Source organism: Psychrobacter pacificensis (genome assembly GCF_900101915.1).
GTDB classification, from domain to species: domain Bacteria; phylum Pseudomonadota; class Gammaproteobacteria; order Pseudomonadales; family Moraxellaceae; genus Psychrobacter; species Psychrobacter pacificensis.
Genome location: NZ_FNAL01000006.1, coordinates 44,739 through 67,248, shown reverse-complemented (window position 1 = coordinate 67,248; position 22,510 = coordinate 44,739). Strand labels below are relative to the sequence as shown.

The following is a 22,510-nucleotide window of genomic DNA, read 5'->3' as shown; positions in this document are numbered from 1 at the left end:
TAATGCTGCACGGCGTCAGAACCTATACAGCATTTTAATTAAAATCTTATACAAAAAGACGTATCAATACCGATTCAATATTCAAGCTAAAAGGTTAGACAATTTCTGATAAGGTTTGTTCAGAGTTAATCATTTCATCATCTAACAATTCATCATCGTTCGATACTTTAAAGCCAGTAACCGACTCTTGTAGTGCGGCAGCCATTTCACTCAACTCACCAATAGAACGTGCTGTGGCCAACGTACCAGATGAGGTTTGTGAAGTAATATCTTGAATGATATTCATAGTATGAGAAATATGGCCAGCAGATTCAGCCTGCTGTAATGCAGCATTTGAGATGTTCTGAATCAAGTCAGCCAACGTGTTAGAAACGCTCTGTACCTCTTCTAGTGCTTCACCAGCATCTTTTGCCAAACGAGCACCACGTACTACTTCAGATGTCGTCGATTCCATCGACATAACAGCCTCATTAGTATCCGCCTGAATGGTTTTTACCAACGTTTCAATCTGTTTGGTCGCATTCGCTGAACGCTCAGCCAGACGCTGAACCTCATCAGCAACAACTGCAAAGCCTCGACCAGCCTCACCTGCCATCGATGCCTGAATGGCGGCGTTCAATGCCAGAACGTTGGTTTGGTCTGCAATATCGTTAATCAAGCCAACGATATCACCAATCTCTTGAGAAGACTCACCAAGGCGCTTGATACGTTTCGATGTCTCTTGAATCTGATCACGAATAACGTTCATACCTTCAATCGAACGCTGTACAACTTCTGCCCCATTATAGGCAATGGCAACTGAACGCTGAGCAACCGTCGCAGACTCTGACGCATTATTCGAAACTTGGTCAATTGACACGGTCATCTCATTAATAGCGGCTGATACACCAGCAATTTCTTGCGCTTGATGTTCAGAAGCTTCAGCAAGCTCAACAGCGTTCATCTGCGTTTGATCTGAAGACTGTGCAACTCGGTCGGCAGTACTGTTAATAACCAAGACCAATTGACGTAATTGGTCAATTGCGAAGTTGACTGAATCAGCAATTGCCCCTGTAAAGTCTTCTGACACGGTAGCATTGACCGTCAAATCACCTTCTGCCAAATCCCCTAACTCATCAAGTAGGCGTAGAATAGCGATCTGGTTACGTTCATTTTCTTCTTGAATTTGACGAGCTCGTTCAGACTCTGCTTCTGCTTCTTGACGGCGGCGTAAGGTTTCTTTTTCAATCAGCAAACGCTCCGATCCCCCACGTTGCTTAAGCAATTGATACGAGGCAAACATAATACCCAAAGCACCAATAGCAAAGACAAGTGCTGGTAAAACAATTGTTTGATTAAAGTTAGTAAAGTCTTGACTCACCGATAACACCGCGTTAGCCAACCAAACGACACAGACCACACTCAGCAGAATAAAAAATCCTAATAATAGATTCCACGTATTATTGGTCTCTTTGCCTTCTACAGTTGTGTTGCCTGTACCAGCTACAGGTTTTCTTTTAACATCACTCATCTTGCGTATCCCTTTCAAACAATCGTCAAAGTCTTATCGTGACTGACTTTGACAATCTTGTTGTTATCAAAACAATGATTAGCAAAGCCTGTATAAATACTGACATTCCACTGTATCGTGTCAGCCGCTATTAATCTGTCGTTACCGAATAAATAGATATTTTATTGTCGATTACTATATCGCAGCATCTGAATACTGCAGATCTTGTGCCAGCAAGCTTGGCATGAAAACGTACCACTCCTGCTCGTCTTTCAAAAACTTACCATGGTTATAAGGTGCAAATGGTGAATTGGAATCAATCGCTTCTGGGCGGTAATGTTCCTGAGTGAACTGTTCGATACCAAGCACTTGATCGACCAGTAGCCCTGAAAAGTTATTATCGTGATCGATCACAATAACTTTGCGCTGGCTTAGCTGTGGCAAGCGGCTTGGCACTTGTAAAAAGCGTGACAAATCCGTCAGAGGTAGTAGTCGTCCGCGAATATTGGCAATACCTAGCATCCAAGGCTTTACTAGAGGTAAGCTAGTGTATTCTGGCATGGATAACACCTCTGATACCTGACCCATAGGAGCAACTAAGCGCTGACCACCAATCTCAAATACCACCCCTTGCCAATCAAACTCTTGACCACCGCGGCGACCGCTTTTGCGCGCACGTGCCAAATCTGCTAGACGCAGAAGCTCAATGAATCCTCTAGAGGCCACAAGTTACTCCATCACTTTGCGAATCATATTGACCAATACGTTTTCATCGACTGGCTTATTCATATACTCTTTGGCACCTTGACGCTTGCCCCACACTCTATCGGTTTCTTGATTTTTGGTACTGATCATAATGACAGGTATATGAGCGGTGGTTTTGCCGCGAGTGATTTTCCGCGTAGCCTGAAAACCGTTCATTTCTGGCATTACTACATCCATTAAAATGACATCTGGCAGATGATCAGCTGCCATCTGACAGCCCTGCTCGCCATTTGATGCTTCTAGTACTTGAAAGTTATTTTTAGAAAGCATGTCGCGAAATTTCGCCATTTCTGATGGTGAGTCGTCAATGACTAAAACGGTAGCCATAGGATTTTCCTTTATTTTCTAAAATATCTATGAGGATATATTGTTGATAAAACGACTGAAAATAATGGCCAACAACTTATTCGTGATTTATTTTTATGCTAGTCACTTAGTATGTTAGTCACTTAAATAGTGAGTCATTATTTTTAATCTTAGCAATCACTATATTTGAGTCTATAGAGCTGATTAACGGTACTGGTTAATCGCATCAAAAAGCTCATCTTTACTAAATGGTTTGGTCAAATACTCATCAGATCCGACGATGCGGCCACGGGCTTTATCAAATAAGCCATCTTTAGATGACAACATAATCACGGGTTTATTAGCATAATCAGGGTTATTTTTTATGAGTGCACAAGTCTGATAGCCATCTAAGCGCGGCATCATGATGTCGACAAAAATAATATCTGGGTTGTTATCAACAATTTTTGCTAAGGCATCGAAGCCATCTATAGCGGTTACGACTTCACAACCCGCTTTTTGTAGCAAGGTTTCTGCGGTACGGCGAATGGTTTTTGAATCATCAATCACCATTACTTTCAAACCTTCAAAATTATTTTCCATTATCATTATCCTATGAACGACTATTTATTCGTAACGCTCTCTGTCTATATAAAGCTCTAACACTCATCTTAAGTCATGATATCAGTCAATATGAGACCAATACAAAAGACTGAGACTTCATTAGACCTTTTATGACAGTGAATACCTTTTATCAGTGTCTGCCCATCAAACACAGCGTCAACATGAGTTACTATACGCACTTTGCTCGTAATAAGCTCATAAAATTGAGTGCGATTTTTAGCTTTTTAGGCCTAATATTTTACTTCTATAACCATCAAGCAAAGTCGTATTATCTCTTAAAACACTCAAAAGTTTTTGAACTCATTTACTGTCAGTGACAACGTCATTTAAACAACGAGGCAACCAACTTTATGATATCCCTGCATTATATAGAATCAATAACCACATTGCTGAATAATTTTCTTTTGTGATAAAAATGTATCACAGTATTTCGTTATGTTTGTTTTAGCACAGTTATTGATGCTTTTCCAGTCATTAGCGAATTAATGTTCTAACTAATGAGTATCATAAACCGCTGTTCTTATTTAATAAGTCGGCAACCTCATCTATTTTCTTATGACAAACGCTTACGCTATCTAAGATTAGTAAGTGTGGCGCAATTGTTCCACCGCGTATCTATTCACTATATAATGAAACGACGACTATAACGGTGACTGCTATGACAGCCTTTAAACATTCCAAAAAAAGCCTCTACTTGCTCAGCGTTTTATTGCTTGCTGCTTGTCAACCCTCACCATCTGAGAATGAATCAGTCGCTCCCGAAAACACGGCAACGGCAGACTCCCCCGTTGTCATTACCAGTGATAGTGTCACGATCACACCAGAACACATACTCAGTATAAAGTCTTCCCGTTATCAGCCAAGTCTAGGGCTGCAAGGTAGCATCGAGCCTATCAAACAAACCAAATTTGTTGCAGTACATCCCGTCAATATAGAAAAAACGTTCGTTAGCGAAGGTCAATGGGTAGAAAAAGGTACGCCTTTACTAGTTGTCAGGCGTTTGGCGGCGGTGAGTGATCCTACCGTAAAATCAGACACATCTACAGAAGCCAACTCTTCTAAAGAAGAGATAGTGACAAGCACTACCAATAATAAGAAACCAGAGAGTACACCAAGTATCGACGACAATTCTGACTCTAGCTCTACTAAGGCTTTATCTGTTGATAATGATGCTAATGTAAATAATACTAACAATGATAAAAAAGAGTCGTCAGCAGCAAACCTTGTCACAGATAATAGTGACAACACCGATGGTAATGGTATAAAAGCTGCTACTAAAAAACCGAACCCACAATATAATTTGGTGACGATAGCTGCTAGCTTTTCAGGTCGTGTAGAAAACCTATATGCCACAACTGGTGAAAAAATGGCGGCGCGCACGCCCCTATTAGAAATTAGTGACGAGACCAAATTGCACTTTGCGGCGACACTACCCATTCAAGCGGAGCCTCAGCTTTCAGTTGGTCAGACTGTCAATTTTACGACCGAAGGTATCACTGACAAGTTTACAGGTCAGGTCAGTAAGCTTGTGCCTACCAGCCAGCCAAAAAAACTGTTGGTGTATGTTAACGTCATTGACAATGAAGCCAGCCGTGACAAGCTACAACCAGAAATGAAGGTCACGGGGCGAGTCAATTATGGACAAATAGACGTAGGTACTATCGTGCCTAAGCGCGCCTTGCATGATGTTGACTTAACAGAGTTACAAAAACCGCCATATATGCCGCTTAAACCGTTGACTGCCAATGTCTGGATTATTGGCCAAGACCAGCGTTTGACACGCCAGCCTATTGAGGTTGTTGAGTATGATCCGACCACGCAACAATATTTGATTGCTGGTGTGAGTAACGATAGTTTAATTTGCTTGGCTGACTTACCTATTGACTCTGAAGGCAAAAAAGTCATCGTGTCATAGCCATTCACGCTGACAGTTACATTTGGTAGAAACATTAACAAAGCCTATCTTGTTTTGTAACAGCATCATTAGGCAATATAGTCGTACTATATATAGCACTATCCGAGTATTTAGGACTATTTTTATCACTACGTATTTTTATCATCATGATAGTTCAGTACTCTAAAACACCTGAAAACTTAGAGGCTCAGAGGTTTAATGGCATAGAATGTAAAAACTACTGATACTTCTATCATAGTTAAGCGACTAGCATAGTTAAGCGACTAGCACACATTAGACCTTTGGCAAATTATAAGAACAATTAGAGGATATCCCATGAGCAAGCAGATTTTATTGATTGAAGATGATCCAGATTTAGCAGAGCTGATCAGTGATTATTTGACCATGAATTACTATGACGTCCATCATGCAGGTTTGGGTCAAGAAGGCCTTGATCTATTAGATACCAAAGAGCGTGATATCGATTTGGTCGTACTTGATTTGATGCTGCCTGACATGGATGGTATGCAAGTATGTCAAAAAATTCGTGGCAACAAGAATAATATGACCAATAAAGTGCCTATTATTATGCTGACCGCAAAAGGGGATACAACTGATCGCGTGTTAGGTTTGGAGATGGGTGCTGATGACTATATCGCAAAGCCTTTCGAGCCGCGTGAGCTTCTTGCCCGTATCCGTGCTGTTATCCGTCGTCACGAGCAGCCAAACCAAGCAGATAGCCAGTCAGATAGCTTAACTTTTGGTCGTTTGAGTGTGTTCCCTGACAGTCACGAAGTTACTATCGATGATGAGCCTGTACGTTTAACGACACATCAGTTCCAATTACTACACTATTTTGCTACCCATTCTGGCAAAGTGCTAAATCGCGAGCAGCTTTGGCAGGCAATGCCAAACGACGACAGCTCAGACAACATCGATCGTGCCATTGATGTGCATATTTCACGTCTGCGTGCTTTGATCGAAGACAACCCACGTCAACCAAAACGCATTATCACGGTGCGCGGCGTTGGTTATCAATTTGCCACTGATCAGGTTTGATCATAAAAGACGGATTAATCGATAGAGAGCATATTAAGCTCAGTCGATATTAGTGTCCAATAACAGAGATTGTTTAATGCAGCAATTGGGTTTTCGTTCCGTATTTGTCAAACTATTTGCCAGCGTTATGCTGGCACTTACTTTATTTGCAGTTGCTATGGTGCTATTGACCCAACTGGTGCGTGACAAGGACGCAGGAATCCGCTCAGAAATATTGGCCACGCAAATTTTGGGTCAAATTGATCCCTTTCTGCATGAGTTAAATATCTCTATCAGTAAGGACAATCGCCTACAATCACGATTTATGCTAGCTGTTGTCAAAAAAAGCTTTGATATTTTTGATGAGTCACTACAGGCCAAAATGGGCTTGTACGACAGCGAAGGTCGGTTGCTCATGCAAACCGATAATAGCGATTTGCCGCTAGAGCTACCACCTACGCCATCTTTATTTTCACGTGTTTTTCCTTCGTTTGCAGATACATCCCCTACTAAGCAGGCTCAAGTCTATAGCAGCACTGGCTATACTCTGCTGTATGAGTCACGTTTACCTCCTAAAAAGCCCGTGCTTTCTGCAGCGCTGAATCTGTTTACAGGTACGTTGTTGCTGCTCATTATTATGGCAGGTGTTCTGTGGCTGATTGCCCGTACCATGACATGGCGTATTGATCAGTTAAGTCAGCAGATGGCTCAGTTAGGGGATGGGGATTTTACGGTTCGAGTGAACGCGCGTGGTAATGACGAAATTGCCTCATTGGCGCGTGGGTTCAACCAAGCAGCGCAAAAGATTGAGCACCTCGTTGATGCCAACAATTTATTATTGGCGCATGCTTCTCACGAGCTGCGTACGCCTATCACGCGCATTCGCTTGCAGATTGAAATGATGGATATGTTGGCTGGTGCGCTACCATCTGACACCAAAGCCAAGTTTGATAAACGCGCTCATGCCATCACTCGCGATCTGTCAGGTCTCAATGATTTGGTCGAAAGTATATTGTTGGTCAGCCGTCTAGACGCAGGTCATGCCTTGCAGCAAATTGAAAACTTGGATTTATACGATTTGGTCAATCAAGAACGTCAGCACTATCCTGAAGCCACGTTGATTGGTGAGCACATCATGATTGATGGTCAATCATCAATGTTGACTCATCTCATTCGCAATCTACTGACCAATGCCATGCTTCATGGCAAGCCGCCCGTTACCGTGTTACTGTACGGCGTGCAGACTATCGAAGATGCTGGCACTGTTCCTGATTACCTATTGCAGACCGTGCTCTCTAGCAGTTTCACCGATTATAATAGCTTGTTGGATTTTGACTCTTATGAAGGGTCGCTTGATACCAATAGTGATGAGCAGGAGTCTGCTTCACTCGAAAATGCCGACTCTACTCTGAGCAATAAAGACAAAATTGATTCAGTCGAGCCAATAGCTGTCTTGCCAGCACCGCCAATCTACAAGAATGGCGAAAATCTAACAGTCGATGAAGATGTAAATACAGCTCTTAACCTTATTAAAAACACCCCAAGCTCTGTAAAACCTAATGCTCATATTGCTAGCACCGATTTAGATAAAGTGATTTGGAAGGCCGTTCCTGATTCTACAGACACTTTAGACTCTAATAAAGGCGTACACGATAATCTTATCGAATCTACAGACGAAAAAATTGACAATCGTGCGCATGCTCTTGAAAACGATAGCAATAGAAAAACTGACAAAGTAGCAACTGATACAACTATCCACAAAAATGGCAGCAAAGATAAAGCGAAAAACAGTGCTAAAGCCAACACCCAAAATAATAACGAAGCCGCAGCCACACCGCGCAAAGAAGGCTTATTTGCTAAGCATCTCAAAAAGGCAAAAACTGAGCCTGTACGTCCCCTACCAAAATATGCGGTGCTAGCGGTGATTGATGAAGGCACAGGTATTCCTGAAGAGAAACGCGAAGAAGTGTTTAGTCCCTTCGTACGGTTACAGCAAAAGAATAAAGGGTCAGGGTTGGGGCTTTCTTTGGTTTCTCAGATTGTCACCGCGCATCAAGGGCGGATCACTACTGATACGGTAAACGGTCATACTCGCTTTTTAGTCGCCATACCCGTTGAACATAACCCTCATTACAATCAGCATGAGTAGTCAGCTATATTTGAAAATACGTTACTTTGTTGATATTACTCCCACTGATACCCCTCAAACATTCCTTCCTTAATAGCTATTCATCATAAGTCAGTCACGGATGTGCATATCCAAAGTGACTGATAATATGCTATATTACCGCCCCTTATTATACGGTTATTGACTATTGTCGTTTTGATGGGCTTCTTATCTAGTAATAGAAGCATAACGACACACGATGACCATTAAAAAATTTATTGAATTTTGAGCCCTCCATGAATGACATGATTGTCTTAAACGATGTGACCAAAAGGTTTTTAAGCGACCGATCAATCAAAGACAAAGACGGCAAACCACATTGGTTTACTGCTGTTGAGCCAACCTCTCTGTCTATCAAACAAGGCGAGATTTTTGGTCTAATGGGCTATTCAGGCGCAGGTAAATCGACCTTGTTGCGCTTGATTAACATGCTTGAGCGCCCAGATTCAGGCCAAGTGGTGATAGACGGTACTGACTTGACCACGCTATCTGCCAGTGAACTGCGTATTGCTCGTCATAATATCGGTATGATTTTTCAGCAGTTCAATCTCATGTCTAATCAAACGGTTTTTGACAACGTAGCATTTAATTTAAAAGTGTCAGGCTATCCTAGCCGCGATATTCATAAACGCGTTATGGAATGTCTTGAGATTGTCGATTTAACTGATCGCGCTGGACATTATCCTGCGCAGCTATCCGGCGGTCAAAAGCAACGTGTCGGTATTGCCCGCGCGATTGCCCCGAGTCCAAAAGTGTTGCTGGCCGATGAGCCAACCAGTGCGCTTGACCCTGCAACGACTCGCAGTTTGCTGACTTGTTTGTGCGATATCAATGAGCAACTTGGTGTGACCATCGTCATCGTAACCCATGAGATGAGCGTCATTCGCAGACTCTGTGATCGCGCAGCATTATTGCATCAAGGTCAGCTATTAGAAGTGGCAGATGTACGAGATGGTCTGATTCAGGCAACTACCCCGATTGGCAAAGGTTTAGTCATTGAGGACTAATGAGGCAGGAGAAATAAATATGTTAACTGGTACTGAATTATCCGCCTCTATAGACAAGCTGCTTGCCCTACGCAAAGAGATTATGAGTGCGTTTGTTGATACGTTTATCATGCTTGGTATTTCAACCACGGTCGCTATTCTTATCGGCGGGCTATTTGGCGTATTCTTGTTTTTGTCTAGTGACCGACAATTTTTGCAAAACAAAACACTGTATGGCGTACTTGGCGCCATTACCAACTTTATGCGCGCCTTCCCTTTTGTGATTTTGATGATTGCGATGAGTCCGTTTACCAAAGCTATCGTCGGTACTGGTATCGGTCCTATCGCCGCCTCTCTCGTCCTTGCGATTGCAGGTTCGTTTTATTTTGCGCGTTTGGTTGAGCAAAATTTGCGTGAAGTACCGCGCGGTATTATTGAAGCAACTGAATCGATGGGCGCCAGACCTTTTACAATCATCAAAGTACTGCTCAATGAAGCGCGCTCAGGATTGGTACTCTCGGTCACTATTCTTTGTATCAGCTTACTCTCTTACTCAGCAGCGGCTGGTATGATCGGCGGTGGTGGTTTGGGTGATTTGGCCATCCGTTATGGCTATTATCGCTATCAGACCGAGGTGATGATTTTTATCGTGCTGGTGTTGTCAGTGATGGTGATATCGATTCAAGCGTCTGGCAACTGGCTCGCCAATCGTTTAGACAAACGTTAAACCGCTTTAGAGAATACTTGACATTACGAGCGACTAGGTTTATTTTTGGCAACACTCAACCCTTATCTCAGCTCTCACAAAAAAGCAGCATTACTATTTATAATGTTGCTTTTTTAATGTTCAGACGATAAATGTTTCACTCAATTTTATTCATTATTAAGGACATATTATGAAACTAACAGATATCAGCCGTCAGTTAGCCACCGCATTTGCCGCGGTTGGCGTATCAGGTTTGGTCTTAGTTGGTTGCAGCAACTCATCAGCGCCAGAAGCGAACCAAGAGCCTGTTACCGAAGGTGCCACTGCAGAAACGACTGCGAGTACTAGTGACATCGATCCTGAACACACCAAAATTGTTATCGGTACGACTGAAGGTGATTTTGCTGATATGGTTCGTAACCAAGTAAAAGGCACACTTGAAGCTCAGGGTTATGAGGTTGAGTTAGTTGCATTTACTGATTATGTTCGTCCCAACCTTGCCTTGGCAGAAGGCGACTTGGACATCAACATCTTCCAGCACAAGCCATATCTTGACACCTTCAAAAAAGAGAACAACCTTGATCTCGTTGAAGTATTCCAAGTACCAACCGCACCACTTGGTATCTACTCAGGCAAAAAGTCTAGCCTAGATGAAGCATTCAAAGGCATGAGTGTTTCTGCACCGAACGATCCAAGTAACTTTGCTCGTGCGTTGGTCATGATGGACGATCTTGGCTGGATTAAACTAAAAGACGGTATCGACCCATTGACTGCATCAAAAGCTGACATCGCTGACAACAGCAAATACGATATCGATATCGTTGAGCTAGAAGCGGCTCAATTACCACGCGCGCGTGATGAAGTTGACTTTGCAGTAATCAACGGTAACTATGCAACTGACTCTGGCATCAAGCTGACCGAAGCATTGTTCCAAGAGCCAAGCTTTGCTTATGTGAACTGGTCAGCGATCAAATCTGCTGATACTGGTAAGAAATGGGTTGAAGATGTCACCAACGCCTATAACTCAGAGGCTTTCAAAAAGTACGCGCATGAAACCTTCCCTGGCTACAAGTACCCAAAAATCTGGGGTTCTGACACTAGTGCAAGCACTGATACCGCAGCTAAAACTGACAGTACTGAAACGGTAGAAACAGAAGCCGCGGCTCAGTAAGACACTAACATCATCAGTGCCCAGCCATACGGGTACCTCAATGATTATAGGCGCTCATCACTTAACCGTGGTGGGCGTTTTTTAATGTTTTCGTTTTGCTGATCTTACCTCTTTTTAAGCTTTCTATCATCCTAACAGGTTATCGAGTTCACGTTACAGCCTGTTTGTCCTTTGTAGGGATGCGTCACACGCTCTTCCACTTTGCTCTAGTTTTTCTTATAGTAGACAAACTTGATTATTAGATGAGCTAAACAACTGCTAAGTTTTCCTACTAACATCAACTGTATTAAATGTTTTGTTTAAAATCATTTTTAACTCAAGACATACTATAAATTATAAATAAAATATAGTTGATCCAATTTAAGAGTGGTACAAGGCAACCGAGTGCAGATGTATACGTCATACTTCAAGCGAGGTTAACGCTGTAACGCTTTTTTAGTGGATTGACTATAAGGATAAAAATATGAGGACTAAAAACTATAATATTCGTACCGCAGGACAAGCAAATATTCCCGTTTTAGGACTGGGTACTTGGCAATCAACTGGTCAAGACTGCGTAGACGTGGTTAAAAAAGCCCTAGAAATGGGCTACGAGCATATCGATACTGCCCAAGCTTATGGCAACGAAAAAGAAGTGGGTGAAGGTATCAAGCAATCCGGCGTGGCGCGCGATAAATTCTTTTTGACGACCAAAATTTTTCCAGATGACATGAAATTTGAGCCAGAAAAGCTCAAAGCTGCAGCTAAAAAGTCTCTAAAAGATTTGGATGTAGAGTACGTTGATTTGTTACTACTGCATTGGCCAGATGATCGTGTACCATTATCTGAGACCATCCCTGCCTTGTGTGAGCTGCAAAAGCAAGGGTTGACCCGCCATATCGGTGTGTCTAATTTTAATATTGATCACATCATCGAAGCCAAAAAATATGCGGATGTACCTATTGTCGTAAACCAAGTAGAATTCCATCCGTTTATCAAGCAAGATACCTTGCAGGCATTTTTGAACAATCATCATATTTTGCTTGAAGCCTACTCACCACTGGCACGTGGCGATGTATTCGATAACGATATCATCAAAGAGATTGCAGATAAGCACAACGTCACGCCAGCACAAATCTCATTGGCATGGATCTTATCAGACAAACACCGCGTTGCCATCCCAAAAACGTCTAACCCTGATCACCTGCAAGGCAATTTAGATGCAGTAGGCGTCGAGCTAAGTGCAGAAGAGTTAGAGAAAATTGGCAGCTTAGCAAGCTCGAATGGTCGCAAGATTGAGCATCCTGATTATAGCCCTGAATGGGATGACTAATCATTGATTGAATAGTCTCAGCTCAAAAAAAGGCCACCGATAATCGGTGGCCTTTTTTATATATGGTTGATACTTATGATAATTACTGTTGTAACGTTTCCGTTTCATGGATTCTTTCGGCAGGATTATATTGTTCAGAAGAAGGCACTGCCCCGCTACGATTGTTTTCTTTCATGGATTTAGCGACTTCTGGTGGCATATAGTTTTCGTCATGCTTTGCCAATACTTCACCAGCGACAAAGGTATCGCCTTGCATTTTACCGGTGGCTACCACACCTGAGTTTTCGGCAAATAAGTCTGGCAAAATACCTTGATAAGTCACAGGTACGGTTGATTGAAAGTCAGTAATCGCAAACTCAACATTCAATGGATTGTCTGCTGCACGCTGCACACTACCTGCAACCACCATACCACCAGCACGAATACGCTTGTCTTGAGGCGCCTCACCTTGAGCGATAGCGGTCGCATCAAAATAATAGTCGGTTTGCTGCCCGATAGCATAAATAACCAATATGACTGCTACAGCTGCACCTGCCAGCGTAAACATCACCCACATCAGCTTTTTCCGACGAACTGCATTCATACCACTACCTCATTGATGAGTCGCTACTTTATAAACGATAAAATTATCAAATAGACAATATTTGAGGGAAAATGGCGAGATCTATAAGTCAACCAGCCCTCCCGATATAATAGCTATATGATAGCATTTTTCGGACAAATCAATAAGCCCTATAGCTACTCGCGAGGTCATATTTTTGTCAATAAAAGCATATAGTTTCTTACGCTAAAACCCTGATATTCATATATTTTCTCAGTCAGATTGCTTGGTGATCGGTGTGGATTTTTTGGTCGTGCGCTGTGCCTGACGCGCTTGTTGAATCGTCAGCTGCTTGATAAGCGCTTGTCTTTGTCTGCGACTATAAATAATAAAGGCCAGCATCACACCGATGGTAATCGCCCAACATGACCATACAAAGACCCCATGCTTACCCATGGCGACAAACTCAGATATGCTATAAAAGTAAGGCTGCATAGTAGGTTCCTAGCCGTTATTTGTGTTGAGCACGAATGTATTCTTTGACCCACGCTTTGCCTTGGTCACGATGTAAGATCAGCGTATTGGTACGATAAATCGCCATGGTCGCAACCAACAAATAACTACCGATAATCATGAGCAACAGTGGCATCCACATGTCAGCTGACATCTTCGGTGCTTCGGTCAGACTAAAAGTGGCCCCTTGATGTAAGGTATTCCACCATTCTACGGAGTACTTGATAATCGGTAGATTCACCGCACCAACAATAGATAAAATAGCAGCCGCTTTGCCACGATTGGCCGTGTGCTCAAAAGCAGCAAACAGCGCCATCACCCCTGCATACAGAAACGCTAATATCAGCATTGAAGTAAGACGCGCATCCCATACCCAGTAGGTCCCCCATGTTGGCTTGGCCCAAATAGACCCTGTGAGCAAACTGATCACACAAAGCAAAAACCCCATCGGAGCAAGTGCCTGCGCGACCAGACTGGCTGTCTTAATCTTCCACACCAAATAAATCACCCCCAAGACGGCAAGGGAGAAATAGATAGAGATAGCAAGACTGGCTGCTGGAACATGGATAAAAATAATACGGTAGCTATTGCCCTGCAAATAATCAGGCGGTGCAAAAGCAAGCCCCCAAATACTTCCAATGAGCAAACATATACTGGCTAATATCGCGAGCCACTTGACCCAAGGACTAAAAATCTGAAAGAACTGCTTGGTGCCTACGGTGGTCAAGAAGCCCTGCCAAATGCGCTGCCATAGGCTAGGAGACGAGACGTTATTCAGGTTGGGCATGGGAATAAACCTATTACACAGCTTACTGGTCATGACCGATGTGGCCTACAAAAGCACACTATCAGCTCACCTGCTGGCGTTAAACACTGGATAGAATCTACAAAGAGCTATTTACGTATTCAATTGACTATTATAGCAAAATTGCCCGTTTTCAACACGATGTTAATACATGGCGTTTAGATAACTGGATTTAGACGACTGGGTTTTTTAATATCTGGCAAATGTATTGATCAATTGAGCCATGACATTTTTAGGGTCAGCGCAATGACCCATGGCATCACTAGGACGGATATAATACTTCCTGCCAGCAATAGCGCCAAGATGGGTAAACCATTTAAACCAGTCGCAAATAAATCAACCGCGCCTGTAGCAAAAATTAATACAGGCAGCTGCATCGGCAAAGCAATTAAAGGCACTAGCACCGCGCCATTCTTCAATGACAGCGTTAAACTACTGGCGACTGCGGATAGCATCAAAAGCATCGGACTGCCTGTCACGATAGACGCCATCAATATCCACGCTTCAAACCAACTCAGCTGAAATAGCGGCACAGCAAGCAGACTAAGCAATGCCACAATACCACTGCTAAAAATCCAATGAATGACCAGTCTAATCAATACCCATAACGGTAGTGATGCGTTGGCGACGACCAATTGCGCAAGCGTACCATTATCAAGCGCAGGCTTGAACAAGCCATCAACACCCATCACCAAGGACAGCAATGCAGCAATCCACACGGCTGATACGCCAAGACGCTGCAAAAGCGCAGGCTCACTACCGACCGCTAGTGGAAACAAGGTGATAATCACTAAAAACAGTACCAATGGGTACAACCATTGTACCGCTCCTTGCTGCTTGACTTGCCATTCACGGCGCCACAACTGCATAAACCCAATACTGCGCGGCGTTGTGACAATAACATTTGATTTTTTATTCGCGGTTATGGTTGTGCTCACTTGCATTGGACTGTCTGTCATTATTTATCCTTTTACCGATACTGATGGTACTGATAGCAGTCACATTTAGACCATGTAATCTGACAAATCGAGCATTTGATTGGCGACACCTACTGCCTGATGACTGGTCATGAGTATCGAGCCGCCAGCCTGCGCAAAGTCGCATAACCGTGCTTCCATACGTGCCACCATATCGACATCTAGCGCGGTAAACGGCTCATCAAGTAACCACAGCGGTGTGATAGCTGGCGTCAATAAATACAATCTTGCCAGCGTGATGCGCCGTGTCTGACCAGCGGATAGATGACTCGAGCTGATCGTTTCAAACCCTTGTAGCCCAACCCAAGTGAGTGCATCGTCAATATCAGTAGCGCTAGGCGTGATGCCATATAAGTTTAATAAAAATGTCAGGTTTTGTGCTACGGTTAGATTTGGATGAATACCAAGCTGGTGCGAAACATATAACGGTTGAATAGGTAGACCTGATAGACCTTGATAAGAAATCTCACCTGTTAAAACCGGTAATAATCCTGCCAGCTGCATAAGCAACGTGGTTTTTCCAGTTCCATTTGCGCCAATCAGATGACAAATACTACCCGCTGACAAGTGCAGCGTCACCCCTTCACAGAGCGGTGTCTCGCCGCGCTGAACCGTCATCTCATCAAGCGTTAGTACAGGCGTACCCAAAACCGTCATCAAAACCTCTGGTTATTTATCAAGCAGCAGTCAATATTCATCACAAACAAAGGTAATGTTCGTGGCATAATACCCTATGCTCACCACAAACACACAGTATAACAAATTGTCGATTACTCTTACTTCAAAAAGTACGAACTCAAAAAAATACGACCTCAAAATATGACTTCAAAACCTATGCAGACTTCACAAGATAGCCAAAATCAAATGCCAGATGCGGAGACTAACAGTGTCAATGTAGACACCAACTTGTCAAAAGCACCATTAACCAGCCGCTTGACGATAGACAGCTTGATTGACGCGCAAGTTGATTTTATGCAGCAGTGGTTGCACAAGCAGGCCGAGCCTTTATCGATGGAAGCTTGGCGCTGGTTTGGTGCTCAGCCCTTAAGCAACTACATCACCTGTGACCATTTACAGCATTTAATGAAAGACTGGCTGTTAAATCAGCCAATGACTGATGTAATGCGCAAAGATATTCGTGACATTTTGCATACCATTATCTATCATCCAGTCAATGACAACGTGCCTTTGTCTGAGCTGGTCGATGACACCCAAATTCAGACCCTTGCTAACTATATTGGTAGCCATGAGCAGCAGCGTAACGTCCTCATTCATACGCTGGTGGGTAACGAAACCTTTGCGGATCTATTGACCCAAACGCTCTATCACGCTATCAATGATTTTATGGAGACCACGCTTGATAAAGCGGGCGGTGTTGGTAAACTGATGAAGCTTGGGCGCAGCTCGTTTGAGAAAGCGACCAATAGAAACCTCGATGAAAAACTACAAACGTACTTGCATCGCAATATCAAAGACTTGACGCGCAAAGCTGAAGCCAATGCACAAGCGCATTTGTCAAATCAAGAAGTGGCGCGTCTGATGGTCATGGGCTGGGATCGTATCAAAGACCAACCAATCAGTGAGCTACAAACTTACTTAAGCGATGAGCCTAATAACAGCAGTATCGACCATATCGAAGCGGGTATCCAGCAAAGCTACAACCGCCTGCGACTGTCACCCTATCTACACAGTTTGGTATCAGCGAGTATTGATACTTGGTATGCCAATCATCAATCCGACACGATAGCGACCATTGCGGCGAGTTTGCATATCAATGAAGAGGCTATGGCGCAATGTAGCAGCGCTCTATTACCTATCGTATACGACGCCATTGAAACGCCTTGGTTAACGGCTCATATTCGTGACATGCTAGAAGCATTCTATGCACAGCCTACTATTAAAGAAGGTTTGGCTCTCAATCACGATTAATTTATAACTTTTATTTGTTAGCATACTATTATGAGTCAACCCAATAAACTCAGCTTATGGCAAAAAATCAAACGATTATTGACGGCTTCTGCCCCGCAGCCAGTAATCGATGGTATAAGCGAGCCAGTACAGTCATCACTTGCTGACAGCGATATTGATAATACTGCCTCTAAAACTGCACCCAAAGATGATACTATTCAAAGCAACGAGAAAGCGCAAGCAAATGCGTCTCACCTCAAAACTGACAACCCAAGTTCAGAGACACAAAATCATAGTGACACGCCCATTGTTGACTGTCTAAAGCAATACTTCAATGATAAGCAATGGCACTATACGCACTATCGCCCCAAAACCGGCGACAGCCAGCAATCGCATCATTTATCCCTAAGAATGCGTCATAAAAAAATAGACTGTGGTTACCTGTTTCGTGTTCAGGAAAAAAATAAACTGTTAGCAATCTATGGCATTTTGCCATTTTTGATACCAGAGAGTCATCAGAGCGCTGCCCTACTACTCATCACTCAAATTAACTATGACATGCTGATTGGCAACCTAGAGATGGATGTCAATGATGGAGAAATACGCTACAAAAATGCGATCGATGTCGAAGCGGTTGGTATCGATACTGAGATCATTGAGCACTCACTACAAAGCGTCGTTGCGATGGCCACGGTTGCAAGCGAGCTATTTGGCGACTTGATTAATAATCAGAACCCTGCTGAAGATATGCAGACATTACTGACAGAGCTGCGCCAGCAATCAGATGCACGCACATTCTTTTTACCGACGCAGTTTGTTCAGTAATGCGTCAGTTTATTCACTCATATAGTTTACGCAATGAGGCTGCACTTAGCGGTCGCTCATCTATCTATTTGCATATCCAAAAAACCATCAATATTAAGCTAGAATTCTTATGCTAAAAATTGCCTACTCTGACGTCTTTCGCTACTCTGTGCCCGAAAAGCACCGCTTCCCCATGCAAAAATACATCTTGATTCCGGAGCGCTTATTGAGTGAGGGCACGGTCAGTCAAGATAACTTCTTTGCCCCTGCCTGCTTAAGCGAAGAGGAGATTTTGACCACTCATACAGCAGAGTACTGGTATCAGCTCAAAACCCAAACGTTACCGCGAAAGGCGGCACGAGCAATTGGGTTTGAGATGACACCGCAGTTGGTGGAGCGCGGTCGCTATATCGCCCATGCAACTTATGAGTGCGCGCTATATGCTCAGCAATACGGTGTGGCGATGAATGTCGCGGGCGGCACCCATCATGCATTTGCCGATCATGGCGAGGGGTTTTGTGTGTTTAACGATGTCTGTATCGCCAGCAATTTATTATTAAATCGCGGACAAGCGAAGAAAATTTTGATTGTGGATTTGGATGTCCATCAAGGCAATGGCAATGCCAGCATCATGGCGGATGAGCCACGCGTTTTTGTCTTTAGCATGCATGGCGCTAAGAACTACCCGTTTCGCAAACAAGTCTCTGACCTAGACATTGAGCTCGATAATAATACAGACGATGCGACCTATCTTAGGTTATTAAAAGACACCCTACCATGCTTGATTACTGAAGTTGCACCAGATATGATTTTTTATCAGTCTGCAGTTGATGTACTGGCGACCGATAAACTGGGTAAACTTGGCTTAACGCAAGCAGGCTGCAAAGCTCGTGATGAATATGTGCTTGAGCAAGCAAAAGCCGCTAGCATTCCAGTTGCTATCGTCATGGGTGGGGGTTATTCTGAAAATATTGAAGATGTGGTCGAGGCGCACTGCAATACCTTTCGAGTGGCACAGCAGCTGTATTTTGGTGAAATAGCTGGTTAAGGTTCAGCGCATGTATGGTGGAGACAAAAGAGTAAAATAAGATTAGCGAGGCTTATATGGCAAAAATACTGATTGTAATTGGCATCGTGTTAGTGGTTGTCGGGGTCATTTGGCTGGTTTTTCCCAATGCCTTTTCGTGGTTCGGCAATCTGCCAGGCGATATCAAACACACCTCAGGCAATACACGGGTTTATTTTCCAGTGGTCACTATGGTAGTTATCAGTGTTATCGCGACCATCGTGTTAAATTTATTCAATCGTTAACCTGAAAAACACTCCCTATAGTCAACTTACTTTAAACCGAGTCAGTGCTACTGGGAGGTTGTTTGTGCCGCATCGAACGATAGCAGCACGTAAGCAAGATTTATACCAGTAGCCTGTAATAGTTGATGGTTTGATTCTGTTTATTACTGACCATACTACAAAAACGCCATCACGCCTTGCCAGCCCACGCGTATTCCAAGCACGACTAGAATCAATAAAATAAGCTGACGAAAACGCGCTTGTGGCAAATAACGACGTAGACGAATTCCGACTAAAAGCGTAACAATAGATATCACACTGAGCAAGGCAATCAGCTGCCACTCATCGCTACTCAATGCCATGATAGGCTCACGCAACACGATAATTTGTGCCACTTTGCCTAAGAAATAACACATGTTGCCGACTTTGGCGATGGTGTTTTTATCATCACTGGCAGAGAGCAGATACATCATCAGTATGGTCGACATCGCATTGGTCGAGCCGCCAATGACGCCTGCACCAAAACCAACAGCAATCAACATGGGCTTCGTATCTGCTAAGCGGATTTGTTTGCCCAGCACGCTACTGGTGACATAAAAACCAATGACCGCCGCCAACAATAAAAGGATATAAGCGCTATCGACCCATAGCAGTAGCTTCGCACCTAGAATACTGCCTAGCAAGCTGGTAAGCGCCAACAGCCAATAGCGTCTGCCATAATAAATGAAGTTTTGCCAAACACTGCGCTCACCACCTGCTAGCCAAGTCATGATATTAACCACTAGCGAGGGGAAAATCACCAATACAATGGCATATGGCAATGGGTACATGCTAGCAAGCGCGGTAGTCGTGACGAGCGTCGCACCAAGTCCGCTAATACCGTGTAGCAGCGATGCCAGCGCAAAAATGAGCGTCAGCACTAGCATCTGAGTGCTATCGTCACCAGCTATATTAGTCATATTGTTTATACCATTTGAGGCTCAGCGCCTATATTTATACCACTAGCTGTTTTGACATTGAGCGATTGTTTCACCAATAATACTGGCTAACTGCTCAGCGATCTTGTCTTTGCTGGCTTTGTCTAACGTTATCGCATCACGCTCATAGCGCTCAGAGAAAAATACCTGCATGGCATTATCGTCACTAGCAAAACCAATATCTGCCCGTGAGACATCGTTACAGGCAATCATATCTAGCGCTTTTGCAGCTAGCTTACCACGCGCATAACGCTCGACATCCTGTGTTTCTGCGGCAAAACCAACGACAAACAGTTCTGGATGAGCAAGAGAAATCGTCGCTAAAATATCAGGGTTTTTAACCAAGCTGAGATTCATAGCATCTTGTGTCTTTTTAATTTTTTGCGGTGCGGCTTCTTCAGTACGATAATCTGCTACTGCGGCGGTCGCGATAAAGATATCTGCCTTTACGAATTGGTGTTCAGTATAAGCCTGCGGTAGTTCATGCTCATCACCGCAACCACAATCGCCATGATGGTCATGGGTGTGAGAATGACTATGTTCATGTGCGTGTTCATGTGCGTGCTCATGAGAATGGTCATGCTCATCTTCAAGATCCAATTGAAGCTCGCTATGCGTACCATCCACACATTGCTGGGCAGCGATCAGCATATCTTTGGCAGACAGCACATCAATTCGTGTGACATTAAGTGGCGTGGGCAATGCCACTTTACCACCAGCGATTAGGATCACCTCTGCGCCAGCCGCCACGCAAGCTCGTGCCAACGCAAAGCCCATTTTTCCTGAAGAATGATTGGACAAATAGCGCACAGGATCAATTGCTTCTACTGTAGGTCCTGCGGTAATGACCACTCTTTTGCCTGCTAATAATTGCGGCGTCGTGTTCATTGCTTTGAACAAGAGTACCTCAGCTAACAACTGCTCAGGCTCAGGCAGCCGCCCTGCGCCCACGTCACCACACGCTTGTTCACCGCTGGCTGGCTGGATAATCTGATAGTTCATATCACGTAGGGTTTGTACATTCAGATTTACCGCAGGATGCGCCCACATCTGCTGATTCATGGCAGGAGCGATAATGACTGGTGCGGTTGTGGCAAGGCACACTGTGGTCAACAAATCATCAGCCATTCCCATAGCCAGACGTGCGAGCGTATTGGCGGACGCAGGGGCAATGACAATTAAGTCCGCCCATTTAGCCAGCTCAATGTGCCCCATCCCCGCTTCTGCCTGCTCATCGAGTAATGAGACATGCACCTCGTTACCCGTCAACGCTTGCAGAGTCAGCGGTGTGATAAATGCTTGTGCGCCTATCGTCATAATGACGCGCACATCAAAGCCTGCCTTAATCAACAAGCGGGCAAATATAGCAGATTTATAAGCGGCGATACCGCCAGTAATAGCAAGCACAATATTGGACATAAGCGTAGCATCAATAAAAAAGTGAAAAGATAAAATTGCGCTTATAGTAACAACTATGAGATAAATTGGGTAAAATTTTCCGTATTTACCTCAGATAACAATTAGCAATTTATTCTTAAGGAGTGGCAATGGCGATTAAAGACTGGCATGAGGATGACAGACCACGCGAAAGATTATTGAAATTCGGTGCCGCTCACTTATCTGATGCGGAGATACTGGCCATATTTTTACGTACGGGTACGCAGTCACAGTCAGCGATTGAGCTCGCGCGTCATTTGATCGATCAGTTTGGCAGCCTAGCTGAGCTGCTTGCCGCACCGCAAAAAACCGTTCTTGCTTGTCATGGGATCGGTCCCGCCAAGTACGCTCAGATATTGGCATCGCTTGAGATGGGCACACGTTATCTGGATAGTAAGCTAAAAACGGGGCAAGCACTTGGGCGCTCGCAAGTGGTCAAAGATTATATCAGCACCCAGTTACGCGGTGAGCATCGTGAAGTATTTGCTGTCCTCTGTCTGGACAATGCGTTGAACCTGTTAAACTTTGAGATACTGTTCACAGGTGGCATCTCATCGTGTTCCGTCTGTATCAAGCATGTACTCCGGCACGCACTAAGCCATGCGGCTAGCCAGCTCATCATTGCGCATAACCATCCTCATACCGATGCCAAGCCCTCAGCTGCTGACAATCTACTGACCTATGAGCTAAAAAAAGCGTGTGACCTACTAGATATCTCACTGGTCGATCATATCATCGTTGGACGTAACGATACCTTATCTTATGCCGAAAGCAATCTGATACCTTTTGGTTAGTTCATGACACTGACCACTCAACTGGTC

The 22,510-nt window shown here is 43.8% G+C and carries 22 protein-coding genes and 1 pseudogene; 12 read left to right on the top strand and 11 right to left on the bottom strand.

Annotated features, from left to right (window positions below; translation table 11 throughout):
* Positions 1-94 precede the first annotated feature (94 nt).
* From BLR43_RS05150 to pilG, 4 genes and pseudogenes are all read right to left on the bottom strand, one after another.
* Positions 95-1,168: pseudogene (locus BLR43_RS05150) on the bottom strand (methyl-accepting chemotaxis protein); the annotation flags it as partial.
* A gap of 516 nt (positions 1,169-1,684) precedes the next feature.
* Positions 1,685-2,215: a chemotaxis protein CheW gene (locus BLR43_RS05145; RefSeq protein WP_071002987.1), complete on the bottom strand. Its 531-nt coding sequence runs from the start codon at positions 2,213-2,215 to the stop codon at positions 1,685-1,687.
* 3 nt (positions 2,216-2,218) lie between these two features.
* A complete protein-coding gene (locus tag BLR43_RS05140) occupies positions 2,219-2,581 on the bottom strand; it encodes a response regulator (protein WP_071002986.1) in 363 nt (120 codons plus the stop codon).
* A 183-nt stretch (positions 2,582-2,764) separates the two neighbouring features.
* A complete protein-coding gene (gene pilG, locus BLR43_RS05135) occupies positions 2,765-3,142 on the bottom strand; it encodes a twitching motility response regulator PilG (RefSeq protein ID WP_057761576.1) in 378 nt (125 codons plus the stop codon).
* Positions 3,143-3,821: 679 nt separating this feature from the next.
* Here pilG and BLR43_RS05130 point away from each other — a divergent pair.
* The 7 genes from BLR43_RS05130 to BLR43_RS05100 all read left to right on the top strand — a co-directional run bounded on the left by BLR43_RS05130 (position 3,822) and on the right by BLR43_RS05100 (position 12,437).
* Positions 3,822-5,078, top strand: a complete 1,257-nt coding sequence (locus BLR43_RS05130; RefSeq protein WP_071002985.1) for an efflux RND transporter periplasmic adaptor subunit — start codon at positions 3,822-3,824, stop codon at positions 5,076-5,078.
* 315 nt (positions 5,079-5,393) lie between these two features.
* Entirely contained in the window at positions 5,394-6,116 is a 723-nt protein-coding gene (locus BLR43_RS05125) for a response regulator transcription factor (RefSeq protein ID WP_058025471.1), read from the top strand.
* Positions 6,117-6,192: 76 nt separating this feature from the next.
* Positions 6,193-8,244: a sensor histidine kinase gene (locus tag BLR43_RS05120; RefSeq protein ID WP_093069304.1), complete on the top strand. Its 2,052-nt coding sequence runs from the start codon at positions 6,193-6,195 to the stop codon at positions 8,242-8,244.
* Positions 8,245-8,498: 254 nt separating this feature from the next.
* On the top strand, positions 8,499-9,269 hold the full coding sequence (locus BLR43_RS05115) for a methionine ABC transporter ATP-binding protein (RefSeq protein WP_167669385.1): 771 nt from the start codon (positions 8,499-8,501) through the stop codon (positions 9,267-9,269).
* Positions 9,270-9,288: 19 nt separating this feature from the next.
* On the top strand, positions 9,289-9,975 hold the full coding sequence (locus tag BLR43_RS05110) for a methionine ABC transporter permease (RefSeq protein ID WP_071002982.1): 687 nt from the start codon (positions 9,289-9,291) through the stop codon (positions 9,973-9,975).
* A gap of 169 nt (positions 9,976-10,144) precedes the next feature.
* Positions 10,145-11,125: a MetQ/NlpA family ABC transporter substrate-binding protein gene (locus BLR43_RS05105; protein ID WP_093069302.1), complete on the top strand. Its 981-nt coding sequence runs from the start codon at positions 10,145-10,147 to the stop codon at positions 11,123-11,125.
* A gap of 463 nt (positions 11,126-11,588) precedes the next feature.
* Positions 11,589-12,437 (top strand): aldo/keto reductase, encoded by an 849-nt coding sequence (locus BLR43_RS05100; RefSeq protein ID WP_093069299.1) that lies wholly within the window; start codon positions 11,589-11,591, stop codon positions 12,435-12,437.
* Positions 12,438-12,519: 82 nt separating this feature from the next.
* On the opposite strand, the gene ccmE is transcribed toward BLR43_RS05100, so the two are convergent.
* The 5 genes from ccmE to ccmA form a co-directional block, all read right to left on the bottom strand.
* Positions 12,520-13,020 (bottom strand): cytochrome c maturation protein CcmE, encoded by a 501-nt coding sequence (ccmE, locus tag BLR43_RS05095; protein ID WP_071002979.1) that lies wholly within the window; start codon positions 13,018-13,020, stop codon positions 12,520-12,522.
* Positions 13,021-13,251: 231 nt separating this feature from the next.
* The gene (gene ccmD / locus BLR43_RS05090) at positions 13,252-13,473 is read right to left on the bottom strand and encodes a heme exporter protein CcmD (RefSeq protein ID WP_058025464.1); all 222 of its coding nucleotides are present in this window, start codon (positions 13,471-13,473) and stop codon (positions 13,252-13,254) included.
* A gap of 16 nt (positions 13,474-13,489) precedes the next feature.
* Entirely contained in the window at positions 13,490-14,278 is a 789-nt protein-coding gene (locus BLR43_RS05085; RefSeq protein ID WP_093069296.1) for a heme ABC transporter permease, read from the bottom strand.
* A 230-nt stretch (positions 14,279-14,508) separates the two neighbouring features.
* Positions 14,509-15,165 (bottom strand): heme exporter protein CcmB, encoded by a 657-nt coding sequence (locus BLR43_RS05080; RefSeq protein WP_093069425.1) that lies wholly within the window; start codon positions 15,163-15,165, stop codon positions 14,509-14,511.
* A gap of 135 nt (positions 15,166-15,300) precedes the next feature.
* Positions 15,301-15,930, bottom strand: a complete 630-nt coding sequence (ccmA, locus tag BLR43_RS05075) for a heme ABC exporter ATP-binding protein CcmA (RefSeq protein WP_093069294.1) — start codon at positions 15,928-15,930, stop codon at positions 15,301-15,303.
* Between the two features lie 162 nt (positions 15,931-16,092).
* Here ccmA and BLR43_RS05070 point away from each other — a divergent pair, with 162 nt between their 5' ends.
* From BLR43_RS05070 to BLR43_RS05055, 4 genes are all read left to right on the top strand, one after another.
* Positions 16,093-17,202: a hypothetical protein gene (locus BLR43_RS05070; protein ID WP_227674123.1), complete on the top strand. Its 1,110-nt coding sequence runs from the start codon at positions 16,093-16,095 to the stop codon at positions 17,200-17,202.
* A gap of 30 nt (positions 17,203-17,232) precedes the next feature.
* Entirely contained in the window at positions 17,233-18,006 is a 774-nt protein-coding gene (locus BLR43_RS05065) for a type III secretion system chaperone family protein (protein ID WP_093069291.1), read from the top strand.
* Positions 18,007-18,115: 109 nt separating this feature from the next.
* Complete coding sequence (locus BLR43_RS05060) at positions 18,116-19,033, top strand: histone deacetylase family protein (RefSeq protein WP_071002975.1); 918 nt, start codon at positions 18,116-18,118, stop codon at positions 19,031-19,033.
* 56 nt (positions 19,034-19,089) lie between these two features.
* Positions 19,090-19,296 carry a DUF2905 domain-containing protein gene (locus BLR43_RS05055; protein WP_071002974.1) on the top strand — a complete coding sequence of 69 codons (207 nt, stop codon included), beginning with the start codon at positions 19,090-19,092 and terminating at the stop codon, positions 19,294-19,296.
* Between the two features lie 155 nt (positions 19,297-19,451).
* Here BLR43_RS05055 and BLR43_RS05050 read toward each other — a convergent pair whose 3' ends face one another.
* The gene (locus tag BLR43_RS05050; protein WP_093069288.1) at positions 19,452-20,234 is read right to left on the bottom strand and encodes a sulfite exporter TauE/SafE family protein; all 783 of its coding nucleotides are present in this window, start codon (positions 20,232-20,234) and stop codon (positions 19,452-19,454) included.
* 42 nt (positions 20,235-20,276) lie between these two features.
* Positions 20,277-21,671: a bifunctional phosphopantothenoylcysteine decarboxylase/phosphopantothenate--cysteine ligase CoaBC gene (gene coaBC, locus BLR43_RS05045; protein ID WP_093069285.1), complete on the bottom strand. Its 1,395-nt coding sequence runs from the start codon at positions 21,669-21,671 to the stop codon at positions 20,277-20,279.
* 128 nt (positions 21,672-21,799) lie between these two features.
* On the opposite strand from coaBC, the gene radC reads away from it, so the two are divergent.
* On the top strand, positions 21,800-22,483 hold the full coding sequence (gene radC / locus BLR43_RS05040) for a RadC family protein (RefSeq protein WP_093069282.1): 684 nt from the start codon (positions 21,800-21,802) through the stop codon (positions 22,481-22,483).
* Positions 22,484-22,510 lie beyond the last annotated feature (27 nt).